This window comes from Actinomadura bangladeshensis (genome assembly GCF_004348335.1).
GTDB classification, from domain to species: domain Bacteria; phylum Actinomycetota; class Actinomycetes; order Streptosporangiales; family Streptosporangiaceae; genus Spirillospora; species Spirillospora bangladeshensis.
In genome coordinates this window covers 1-11039 of the sequence record NZ_SMJW01000253.1, presented here as the reverse complement: position 1 = coordinate 11039, position 11039 = coordinate 1, and the positions used below count along the sequence as shown (strand labels likewise).

Here is an 11039-nt window from a genome sequence, read left to right as displayed (position 1 = left end):
CGCCAGATGTGTATAAGCGACAGCGACACCCCCGCCGCCCTGGACGGCGGCCGTCGAGCGGCTCCGCGCCGGCCTCGCGGACGCCCCCTTCGTCCCGCCGTCCGCCGAGCGCCTCGGCGAGCTCGGCCTCACCGGCGACCTGCTCGCCGCCGCCGAGCGCGCCGGCGCGGTCCTGCGCGTCCCCGAGGACGAGGGCGACATCATCCTCCTGCCGGGCGCCGACCACGACGCGCTGCGCGTCCTGAACGGCCTGCCGCAGCCGTTCACCCCAGGTCAGGCGGCCGATGCCCTCTCCACCGACCGCCGCGTGGCGGTCGCGCTGCTGCGCCACCTGGACCGGCTCGGCCTCACCGAACGCCGCCGCGCGGGGCGGTGATGAACCCCGCCGAGGCGGGAAAACCGGTTGAACGGCGACCGGTGGCTCTGGCCTCATAGATCGCGGTCCGGTTCCCGTCGATCAAGGAGAAGGCATGCCGTACCAGACGCTCAAGGGCGGCCGCGTTCCCATCCGGATGTGGACCGCTCCCGAAACCGTCGAGGACCTCGCCCTCGACCAGCTCCGCAACGTCTCCGCCCTGCCCTGGGTGGAGGGCCTCGCGGTGATGCCCGACGTCCACTACGGCAAGGGCGCCACCGTCGGCTCGGTGATCGCGATGAAGGACGCGGTGTCCCCGGCGGCCGTCGGCGTCGACATCGGCTGCGGCATGACCGCCGTCAAGTCGTCCCTCACGGTCGAGGACATGCCGGACGACCTCGCCGGCATCAGGCACCGCCTGGAGAAGGCGATCCCGGTCGGGCGCGGCTCCCACAAGCATCCCGTCGACCCGTCCGCGCTGCCCAACCTGAAGGAGCGCGGCTGGTACGACTTCTGGAAGCGGCTCGACGACCTGCACCCGGCGGTGCGGTCCCGCCACGGCCGCGCCCGCCAGCAGATGGGCACGCTCGGCGGCGGCAACCACTTCCTGGAGCTGTGCGCCGACGACGAGGGCGCGATCTGGCTCGTCCTGCACTCGGGGTCGCGCAACATCGGCAACGAGCTGGCCGAGCACCACATCGAGGCCGCGCGCAAGCTCCCGCACAACCAGGACCTGCCGGACAGCGACCTCGCCGTGTTCCTCACCGGCACCGCCAAGATGGACGCCTACCGCCACGACCTGTTCTGGGCGCAGGAGTACGCGCGCCGCAACCGCGCCGTCATGATGGCGCTCGCGCAGAACGTCGTGACCAACCGGTTCGGCGAGAAGCGCTGCCGCTGGGGCGAGGTCATCTCCTGCCACCACAACTACGTGGCGGAGGAGGAGTACGGCGGTCAGGAGCTGCTCGTCACCCGCAAGGGCGCGATCCGCGCGGGCCGCGGCGACCTCGGGATCATCCCGGGCTCGATGGCGACCGGCACCTACATCGTCCGCGGCCTCGGCAACGAGGCCGCCTACAACTCCGCCTCCCACGGCGCGGGCCGCCGCATGAGCCGCAACAAGGCCCGCAAGAGCTTCACCGTGGACGACCTGGTCGAGCAGACACGGGGCGTCGAGTGCCGCAAGGACTCCGGCGTCGTCGACGAGATCCCCGGCGCCTACAAGGACCTGGAGACGGTCATCGAGGCCCAGTCCGACCTGGTCGAGGTGGTCGCCCGCCTCCGCCAGCTCATCTGCGTGAAGGGCTGACCCGCGCCCGGCGGGTCAGGCCCCGAGGGCGCGGTCGATGAAGGCGGTGACGTCCGCCAGGACCTCGTCGCGGTTGGTCTCGTTGAAGACCTCGTGGCGCGCGGCGGGGTAGATCCGCTGGGTCAGGCCGGCGCCGCGGATCGCCTCGATGCCGGTGAGGGTGCCCTCCAGCGGGACGAGCCGGTCGTCCTCCCCGTGCACGTGGAGGGTGGGGAGCGCGCCGAGGGAGCCGTGGTCGCCGATGCGGCGCAGGGCGGCGTCCAGGGCCTCGATGGTGGGCTTCTTGAACGGGCCGTGCCAGACGAGCGGGTCCTCGGTGTACGCCTTGCCGACGGCCGGGTCGCGGGACAGCGTGGCGGTGTCGATGGGCGCGTCCGGCATCTCGTCCAGGGGCAGCAGTTCGTCGACGGCGTGCCAGCGGCCGAGGACGGGGCCCGACAGGACGAGCGCCGCGAGGCCGCCGCCGTGCAGCTGGGCGTACCGGGCGGCGATCAGGCCGCCCATCGAGTGGCCGATCATGACGACGGGCAGGCCGGGGTGGTCGCCGCGCGCCGACTCCACCACGGTGGCGACGTCGGCGACGACGTCCTCGTAGTCCTCGATCAGCACGCGGTCGCCGGCGGAGCGGCCGTGGCCCATGTGGTCGGGCCCGCAGACGACGGCGCCGTGCCGGACGAGGACGTCCGCGACGTGGTCGTAGCGGCCGAGGTGCTCGCCGTAGCCGTGCACGAGGACCGCGATGTAGCGGGGGTCACCGTCCGCCCAGATCCGGGCGGTGACCGCGCCCCGCGTGCCCGCGAACTCCCACTCGCGCACCGTCGTCACTGGAACCTCCCTGATCGTGTGCAGGACATCACGCTCCACCGGGATGCGACGAAACGTCAACCGCCGGAATAGGCTGGTCTGACCGACCGCAACCTCCGGCGGGCCGCAACCCCGGGCCGCCGGTCAGCAGGAAGGGGCGCCCGTGCTGGTCGACACCTTCGGCCGTACCGCGACGGACCTGCGGGTCTCGCTCACCGACCGCTGCAACCTGCGGTGCTCGTACTGCATGCCACCGGAGGGGCTGGACTGGCTGCCCAAGCCGGAGCTGCTCACCGACGACGAGGTGATCCGGCTGGTGGGCCTCGCCGTCCGCGACCTCGGGATCACCGAGGTCCGCTACACCGGCGGCGAGCCGCTGCTGCGGCGCGGCCTGCCGGAGATCGTGCGGCGGACGGCGGAGCTGTCGCCGCGCCCGCAGATCTCGCTGACCACCAACGGCATCGGGCTCGCCCGGCTGGCCGCGCCGCTCGCCGAGGCCGGGCTCGACCGGGTGAACGTGTCCCTCGATACGCTCGACCGCGACGTCTTCAAACGGCTCGCGCACCGCGACCGGCTGGACGACGTCCTGGCGGGGCTCGCGGCGGCGCGGGCCGCCGGGCTCGAACCCGTGAAGATCAACACGGTGCTGATGCGCGGCGTCAACGACCACGAGGCCGTCCCGCTGCTGCGGTACTGCCTGGAGCACGGCTACCGGCTGCGGTTCATCGAGCAGATGCCGCTGGACGCCCAGCACGGCTGGACCCGCAAGAACATGATCACGGCGGACGAGATCCTGGCCCGGCTGTCGGCCGAGTTCGACCTGGCCCCCGACGCGGCCCACGACCGGGGCAGCGCCCCCGCCGAGTCGTTCCTGATCGGCGGCGGCCCGGAGACGGTCGGCGTCATCGGATCGGTGACGCGGCCGTTCTGCGGCGCCTGCGACCGGGTGCGGCTCACCGCCGACGGGCAGATCCGCAACTGCCTGTTCGCCACCGAGGAGTCCAACCTGCGGGACGCGCTGCGCGCCGGCGCCACCGACGCCGAGCTGGCCGAGAGCTGGCGCAAGGCCGTCTGGGCCAAGCGCGCCGGGCACGGCATCGACGACCCGTCGTTCCTGCAGCCCGCCCGGCCCATGTCCGCGATCGGCGGCTGAGTGGACTTCGACGCCGTCCTGCTGGCGGGCGGGCGGGCCCGCAGGTTCGGCGCCGACAAGCCCGCCGCGCCCGTCGGCGGGCGCGCCCTCATCGAGTGGACGGCCGCGGCCGCGGCCGGCGCGTCCCGGCTGATCGTGGTCGGGCCCCGGCGCGACGTCCTGCCGGGCGCCGTCGTCGTCCGCGAGGACCCGCCCGGCGCCGGCCCGGTGCCCGCGCTGCGCGCCGGGCTCGCCGAGGTCCGCGCGCCGCGGCTGGCGCTGCTGGCCGCCGACATGCCGTTCCTGCGCCCCGCCCACCTCGACCGGCTGCTGGCGGCGATGGGGGACGGGCCCGGCGCCCTGCTGCTGGACGGCGAGGGCCGCGAGCAGTGGCTCGCCGGCTGCTGGCGCACCGGCGCCCTGCGGGAGGCGCTGCGCGACTACCGGGGCGCCTCGCTGCGCGGCCTGCTCGGGCCGCTGGAGCCCGCCGCGGTCGCGGTCCCGGCGGGCGCCCGCCCCGCCTGGTACGACTGCGACACCCCCGAGGAGCTGGCCGCCGCCGAGCGCCTGCTCTGACCGTGGGAGAGTGGGCAGAGATGCCGTGACCATCCGCGAAGGGGGACCCATGCCGGTGCTGGAGGACTGGATCAACGCGGCCTGCCTCGAACTGGGCCTGGAACGCGCCGACATCGACCAGAGCCTGATCCTGGACCTCGCCCGCGACGTCGCGCACGGGGTCGCGCGGCCGGGCGCGCCGCTGACCGCGTACCTGCTCGGCCTCGCCGTCGGGCGCGGCGCGCCCGCCCGGGACGCGGCCGCCCGGCTGACCGAGATGGCCGAGGGCTGGAAGGGCGACGCGCCGGAGGTGCCGGGGCCGGCCGGGGAGCCCGTCCTCGACGAGACCTAGCCGCCCTGCGGCGGGGCGTCGCGGTCGGCGACGGGCACGACGTCCTTCAGGAAGTCGCGGCGGGACAGGAACGCCGACAGGCTCTCGCGGTGCTCGTCGCAGGCCAGCCAGATCTTCCGCCGGTCCGCCGTGTGGATCTTCGGGTTGTTCCAGCGCAGCGCCCACACGGCGGCGGCGCGGCAGCCCTTGGCGGAGCACAGCAGTTCGTCGGGACCGGGTCCCGGGGCGGAGTCGGTCATCCGGCAACTGTGGCACAGCCGCCCGGCGGGAACGTTCCCGGCCCGGGTTTCACCGGGTGATCCCCGGATAAGAGCCCGCCGTGCGGAGGGAGTCGGCGGAGGGCCCGCGGCCGGGCGGGGACGGGGTCCACCGCTGGCGGGCGCTGTCGGTGTGCCTGGTCTCGGCGTTCATGACGCTGCTGGACGTCAGCATCGTCAACGTGGCGCTGCCCTCGATCCGGGCGGGCCTGGACGCCTCCGAGGCACAGCTCCAGTGGATCCTGTCGGGGTACGCGCTGACGTTCGGGCTCGTCCTGGTCCCGGCGGGGCGGCTCGGCGACGCCCGCAGCCGCCGTGCGGTGTTCATGTCCGGGCTCGCGCTGTTCACGGTGGCGAGCGCGGGCGCCGGGCTCGCGCCGACGATCCTGCTGCTCGTCCTCGCCCGGCTCGTGCAGGGCGTCGCAGGCGGGATCCTGAACCCGCAGGTCGCGGGCCTCATCCAGCAGCTGTTCCGGGGCGCGGAGCGGGGCCGGGCGTTCGGCGCGCTCGGCGCCGTGATCGGGATCGCGACGGCCGTCGGGCCGCTGCTCGGCGGCGTGCTGATCGCCCTCGGCGGCCAGGGGGACGGCTGGCGGTGGGTGTTCTACGTCAACGTCCCCGTCGGCATCGCGGGGCTGTTCCTGGCGTGGCGGCTGCTGCCCGCACCGATCTACGGCGAGCGGCAGGGCCTCGACCCGCTCGGCGTGCTGCTGCTCGGCGCCGGCGTCGTGTGCGTGCTGCTGCCGTTCGTCCAGGAGCGGCAGTGGCAGGGCGGGCTGAAGTGGCTGCTCGTCCTCGCGGGCGCCGCCCTGATCGGGGTGTTCGTCGCGTGGGAGCGCCGCGCGAGGTCGCCGATGGTCGACCTGCGGCTGTTCCGGCTGCGCTCCTACACGCTCGGGACGGCGATCGCCCTGCTGTACTTCGCCGGGTTCACCGCGATCTTCTTCATCTTCACCCTCTACCTGCAGAACGGCCTCGGCTACAGCGCGCTCGGCGCCGGCCTCGCGATCACGCCGTTCGCGGTCGGGTCCGGGCTGGCCTCGGCGGTCGGCGGCCGGATCGTGTCGCGGTACGGACGCCCGCTCGTCGCCGCCGGGCTCGTCCTGGTGGCCGTCGCGCTCGGCGCCGTCTGGGTCGCCGTGGAACTGGTGCCGGGGCACGGCGTCGGCTGGGCGACCGCCGCGCCGCTGCTCGCCGCCGGGCTCGGCAGCGGCCTGGTCATCGCGCCCAACCAGACGCTGACGCTGTCGGAGGTCCGCCACACCGAGGGCGGCAGCGCGGCGGGCGTCCTGCAGACCGGGCAGCGGGTCGGCACCGCGATGGGCGTCGCCGCCGTCGGGGCGGTGTTCTTCGCCGCCGTGGCGAGCACGCGCGGGGACTGGGCGCTGGCGTTCCGGCACGGGCTGATCGTCATTCTGGGGTTCGTGCTGGCGGCGCTGGCGGCGGCCGTCGCGGACCTTGCCGCGGGCCGCCGCCGGCGCCGCTAGCGCCGCCGCGCCGCGCGGACGGCCAGCGCCATCGCGGCGGCACCGCCCGCGACGGCGGCGCCGAGCACCAGGTTCTGCCGCCTGATCCGGGCGGGGATCCGCGCGTACGGCAGCGTCGAGAACGACACCAGTTCGTAGCGGGAGACGTACCGCCCGGCGAGGCGCCGCTCGAGCGCGTGCGTCGCGGCCTGCTTCGCCCGGTACAGCGGGGACGACACCCGGTCGCGCATCTCGACGAAGTTGTCGAGGGCCATCTCGGCGATCGCGTCGGTGTTGGCCTTGCGCCGCTCCTGGTAGAGCGACAGGGCCCGCCGCCAGTCGCCGCCCGCCTCGGTGAGGCACCGGTCGATCTCGATGCAGTCCTCGAACGCGCAGTTGGCGCCCTGCCCGAAGAACGGGACGATCGCGTGCGCGGCATCGCCGAGCAGCGCCACGGTCGCGCCCGCGCCGTACCGCGTCCACGGCCAGGCCCGGACGGTCACCAGCGACCCGACCGGGTTGCGCGCGTAGTCGTCGGTGAGGCCGGGCATCAGGCCCACGACGTCCGGATAGTGCTCCTCGAAGTACGCGGTGACCTTCGCGGGCGTGTCGAGCGCGTCGAAGTCGCCCTTCGGCCAGAACAGCGTGCAGGTGAACGACCGGTCCAGGTTCGGCAGCGCGATCATCATCGAGGTGCCGCGCGGCCAGATGTGCAGCGCGTCCGGGTCGAGCGCGAACTCGCCGTCCCGCGGCGGGACGGTCAGCTCCTTGTAGCCGTGCTCCAGGAAGTCGGCGTCGTGGTCGAAGCCCAGGGACCGGCGGACCGCGCTGTAGGCGCCGTCCCCGGCCAGGACGACGTCGGCGGGCTCGGCCCCGGCGTCCTCGAACAGCAGCGCCCCGGCCTCGGTGTCCACCCCGGTCACGCGCCGGGAGAACCGGAGCGTGACGCCGGGCGTGGCCTCGGCGGTGTCCAGCAGCGACGCGTTCAGCTCGGCGCGGCCGATGGAGTTGATGGCGCGCTCGCCGTCGGCGCTGTAGGGCTGGAAGTTCTGCGCCCCCCGCAGCGGGTGCACCATCCGCCCGTGCATGGGCAGCGCCCGCTTGAGCGACTGGTCGCTCAGCCCCACCTGCTCCAGCGCGGCGAGGCCGCGGGCGGAGATCGCCAGGTTGATCGAGCGGCCCCGCTCGGCGCCGGCGACGCGCGGGTCCGGGCGCCGCTCGTACACGGTGACCGGGACGCCGCGGCGCCCCAGCAGCACCGCGAGCAGGCAGCCCGCCAGGCCCGCGCCGACGATCGCGACCCGCTCCGGCCCCGCCGGGGCGCCGTCAGCCGCCATGGACGGGGACCTCGCCGGTCTGCGAGCGGACCTCCCACAGGTCGGGGAAGGCGGGCGCGAACAGCGTCCGGCGCAGGTAGTCGGCGCCCGCCGACCCGCCGGTGCCGATCTTCGCGCCGATCGTGCGCTCGACCATCTTCAGGTGCCGGTACCGCCACTCCTGGACGCCCTCGTCGACGTCGACGAGCGCCTCGCAGACCTCGGCGGCCGGCGCGGACTCGTCCGCGTAGACGGCCAGCAGCGCCTTCTGGACGCCCGCGTCCGGCTCCCACGGCGTGGAGGTGTCACGGTCCAACGCCTCGCGCGGCACGGTGAACCCGTGGCGGTCGAGGTAGCGCAGCAGCGAGTCGAAGACCGACGGGCGCGACACGGCGGCGCGGAGCCGCTCGTCGTCGCGCAGCACCGACGCGGGGAACGAGCGCCGCCCGAGGACGGCCTCGATCTCGCGGAACTGCTCGCTCTGGAACCCGCTGGAGCTGCCGAGGACGTCGCGGAACGCGGCGAACTGCCGGGGGGTCATGGTCTCCAGCACGTCCAGCTGCCCGACCACGGTCTTGAGGATCTTGGCGATCCGGCGGGCGGTGTGCAGCGCCCCGGCGCTGTTGCCGTCCTCCAGCCGGCGCTGCAGCTGCGCGGCCTCGTGCAGGATCTGCTTGAACCACAGCTCGTAGACCTGGTGGATGACCACGAACAGCAGCTCGTCGTGGGCCCGCGTCTTCGGCTCCTGGCAGGAGAGAAGATCGTCGAGCCGCAGGTAGCCGCCGTACGTCATTGTCGGCGAATCCGCCATCACGCCTCCTTGCGACACAACGGATGTGAGCCGCAGCATAAGGGATCGTTCGGGCGCCTCCCGGTGACGGGTGCCCCCGAACCGCCCCGGCCGGGGGCACCCCCTACGATCAGAACCCGATTCGGTAGCGGCCGGAGGGGTCCCGGATGAGCGAGATCGTGAAGGAGTTCGTGGGGCTGCCGTCGCCCCTGGTGGGGCGGGCCGGCGCGGGCGGGCACCCCTGCCAGGGCGTCTACCACCGGCCCGCGGGGAGCCCGCCGAAGACGGCGTTCATCGCGGCCCACTACAACGTCGACTTCTCCGAGCACTACCTCGCCGATCACCTCGCCGCCCGCGGCTACGGCTTCCTCGGCTGGAACACCCGCTTCCGCGGCAACGAGGCGTACTTCCTGCTCGACCACGCGCTCGCCGAGATCGGCGCGGGCGTGCGGTGGCTGCGCGAACGGGCCGGGGCCGAGCGGATCGTGCTGCTCGGCAACTCCGGCGGCGGCTCCCTGATGGCCGCCTACCAGTCCCAGGCCGTGGCGCCGAACGTCACGGCCGTCGCCGGGATGCGCCCCGTCGCCGCGATCGAGGACCTGCCCGCCGGCGACCTGTTCATCGCCCTCGCCGCCCACTCCGGCCGCCCCGAGGTCCTCACCGCCTGGATGGACCCGTCGGTGACCGACGAGGCCGACGCCCTCTCCGTCGACCCCTCCCTCGACCCGTTCGACCCCGGGAACGGCCCGCCCTACAGCCCCGAGTTCCAGGCCCGCTACCGCGCCGCGCAGCGCGCCCGCAACGAGCGCATCACCGACTGGGTCTTGACCCGGCTGGACGCGCTGAAGGGCACCCGCGCCCGGGACGCCCTGTTCAACGTGCACCGCACCTGGGCCGACCTCCGCATGATCGACCCGGCCATCGAGCCGTCCGACCGCGCACCCAACCGCTGCTACCTCGGCGAACCCGCCAAGGCCAACTACGGCGTGTTCGGCATCGGCTCCCTGTGCACGCTGCGCTCCTGGCTGTCGATGTGGAGCCTGCGCACCTCCCAGTGCACGGCCGCGCCGCACCTCGCGCGGATCACCGTCCCGTCCCTGGTGATCCACGCGACCGCCGACGCATGCGTCTACGACAGCGACGCCCGCGCGATCTTCGACGCGCTCGCCACGTCCGACAAGACCCTGGACCACATCAAGGACACCCACTACCTGCCGGACTCGCGCCCCCGCGCCGCCTACCTGATCGACGCCTGGGTCCGCGACCACTGACCGGTCACCACGGGCCGGTCACCACGGGCCGGTCACCACGGGCCGGTCACCACGGGCCGGTCACCACGGGCCGGTCACCAGAGGCGCAGCGACCGCCGGAAGATCCCCGCCACCGCGTCCCCGTCGACCGGGCGGGGCGCGATCGCGAGCAGCCGCTGCTGCTTCATCGCGCCTTCGACCAGGCCGGGGATGTCGCCCTCGCCGTACCCGACGCCGCCGATCCCGTCCGGCATCCCGATGTCGCGCATCAGCCGGATCACGGCGCGCGGCAGGTGCTCGGCGGGGTCGTCCGGCCGCTCCATGCCGGGGTCGAGCAGCTCCGCCGCGCGCACGTGCCGCTCCGGACGCGCCTCGAACGTGAAGCGGAACGCCTCCGGCGCGGTCAGCGCCACCGACATCCCGTGCGGGACCATCGCCTCCTCGCCCGGGTAGCCGTCCGGCCGGAAATCCTTCACCCGCCCGGCGATCGGGTAGGCGTTGGCGTGCGGGATGTGCACCCCGGCGTTGCCGAACCCGAGCCCGGCGAACGTCGCCGCCAGCGCCATCTCGGTGCGGGCCTCCCGGTCGTCCCCGTCCCGGACGGCCCGGCGGAACGACCGCGACAGCAGGCTCAGCGACTTCTCGGCCCACATGTCCGACACCGGGTTCGCGCCGCAGTACGGCACCCGCTGCTCCGGCCGCTTGCGCTCGAACGCGTCGTAGGGCCGCGCGGTGTAGCTCTCCAGCGCGTGGCACAGGATGTCCATCCCCGCCGACGCGGTCACCCCGGCGGGCTGCGACATCGTCAGCTCCGGGTCCACCACGGCCAGCACGGGCCGCAGCCGCGGATGGCTGATGCCCGTCTTGACCCGCAGGTCCAGCACGTCGAGCACGCACACCGTCGTGCTCTCGGCGCCGGTGCCGGTCGTCGTCGGGACGGCGACCAGCGGCAGCAGCGGCCGCTCCGGCGCCCGCCCGGCCCCCACCGGCGGGTTGAGGTACTCCGCGAGGTCGCCCTCGTTGGTGGTGAGCAGGTCGACCGCCTTGGCGGTGTCGATGCTGGACCCGCCCCCGACCGCGACGTAGGCGTCGTGGGGCCCGGTCTCCCGCGCGTACTCGACGGCCTGCCGCATGCTCGCGTCCGTCGGCTCGACATGGACGCCGGCGAACACCTCGGCCGTGATCCCGTACGCCTTCATCGCGTCCGCGATCCGCTGCGGCCCGCCCGTCGCGGCGACCCCGGCGTCGGTCACGACGAGCACCCGCCGCACCCCGTACTGCGCCAGATCGAACCCGATCTCGTCCGCCGCCCCGCTTCCGAACTTCAGCTGCGGAGCCCCATACGTGAAGACCGTCTCGCTCACCATGCCCCCCACGGTGCCACACCGGGCCGGCCCGGGCCGGGGGCCGGGGTCAGGGCAGGTCGCCGGCCGAGGTGCGGACGGGGCGGAGG

Annotated in this window: 12 protein-coding genes; 7 read left to right on the top strand and 5 right to left on the bottom strand. The window is 74.3% G+C overall.

Going from position 1 to position 11039, the window contains the following annotated elements; translation table 11 throughout:
- The first annotated feature begins 139 nt into the window (after positions 1-139).
- Complete coding sequence (locus tag E1284_RS43870) at positions 140-376, top strand: SelB domain-containing protein (RefSeq protein ID WP_341770447.1); 237 nt, start codon at positions 140-142, stop codon at positions 374-376.
- A gap of 94 nt (positions 377-470) precedes the next feature.
- On the top strand, positions 471-1664 hold the full coding sequence (locus E1284_RS33095) for an RtcB family protein (RefSeq protein WP_131944101.1): 1194 nt from the start codon (positions 471-473) through the stop codon (positions 1662-1664).
- Between the two features lie 15 nt (positions 1665-1679).
- Here E1284_RS33095 and E1284_RS33090 read toward each other — a convergent pair whose 3' ends face one another.
- Entirely contained in the window at positions 1680-2489 is an 810-nt protein-coding gene (locus E1284_RS33090) for an alpha/beta fold hydrolase (protein ID WP_131944100.1), read from the bottom strand.
- Positions 2490-2631: 142 nt separating this feature from the next.
- Here E1284_RS33090 and moaA point away from each other — a divergent pair, with 142 nt between their 5' ends.
- From moaA to E1284_RS33075, 3 genes are read left to right on the top strand one after another with little or no spacing between them, the layout of a single operon-like run.
- On the top strand, positions 2632-3621 hold the full coding sequence (moaA, locus tag E1284_RS33085) for a GTP 3',8-cyclase MoaA (protein ID WP_131944099.1): 990 nt from the start codon (positions 2632-2634) through the stop codon (positions 3619-3621).
- Complete coding sequence (gene mobA, locus E1284_RS33080) at positions 3622-4176, top strand: molybdenum cofactor guanylyltransferase (protein WP_131944098.1); 555 nt, start codon at positions 3622-3624, stop codon at positions 4174-4176.
- Between the two features lie 49 nt (positions 4177-4225).
- Complete coding sequence (locus E1284_RS33075) at positions 4226-4507, top strand: DUF6457 domain-containing protein (RefSeq protein ID WP_131944097.1); 282 nt, start codon at positions 4226-4228, stop codon at positions 4505-4507.
- On the opposite strand, the gene E1284_RS33070 is transcribed toward E1284_RS33075, so the two are convergent.
- A complete protein-coding gene (locus E1284_RS33070; RefSeq protein WP_131944096.1) occupies positions 4504-4746 on the bottom strand; it encodes a hypothetical protein in 243 nt (80 codons plus the stop codon). The genes E1284_RS33075 and E1284_RS33070 overlap by 4 nt on opposite strands.
- 80 nt (positions 4747-4826) lie before the next feature.
- On the opposite strand from E1284_RS33070, the gene E1284_RS33065 reads away from it, so the two are divergent.
- Positions 4827-6251, top strand: coding sequence for a DHA2 family efflux MFS transporter permease subunit (locus E1284_RS33065; RefSeq protein ID WP_243714895.1), 1425 nt, complete (start codon positions 4827-4829; stop codon positions 6249-6251).
- On the opposite strand, the gene E1284_RS33060 is transcribed toward E1284_RS33065, so the two are convergent.
- Both E1284_RS33060 and E1284_RS33055 read right to left on the bottom strand, forming a co-directional pair.
- Entirely contained in the window at positions 6248-7567 is a 1320-nt protein-coding gene (locus E1284_RS33060; protein WP_131944095.1) for an FAD-dependent oxidoreductase, read from the bottom strand. The genes E1284_RS33065 and E1284_RS33060 overlap by 4 nt on opposite strands.
- Positions 7557-8357 carry a tryptophan 2,3-dioxygenase gene (locus E1284_RS33055; RefSeq protein ID WP_131944094.1) on the bottom strand — a complete coding sequence of 267 codons (801 nt, stop codon included), beginning with the start codon at positions 8355-8357 and terminating at the stop codon, positions 7557-7559. Before E1284_RS33055 ends, E1284_RS33060 begins: the two co-directional genes overlap by 11 nt.
- Before the next feature lie 146 nt (positions 8358-8503).
- Here E1284_RS33055 and E1284_RS33050 point away from each other — a divergent pair, with 146 nt between their 5' ends.
- Positions 8504-9607: an alpha/beta hydrolase gene (locus E1284_RS33050; protein ID WP_131944093.1), complete on the top strand. Its 1104-nt coding sequence runs from the start codon at positions 8504-8506 to the stop codon at positions 9605-9607.
- Positions 9608-9681: 74 nt separating this feature from the next.
- On the opposite strand, the gene E1284_RS33045 is transcribed toward E1284_RS33050, so the two are convergent.
- A complete protein-coding gene (locus E1284_RS33045; RefSeq protein WP_131944092.1) occupies positions 9682-10953 on the bottom strand; it encodes a hydroxyacid-oxoacid transhydrogenase in 1272 nt (423 codons plus the stop codon).
- Positions 10954-11039 lie beyond the last annotated feature (86 nt).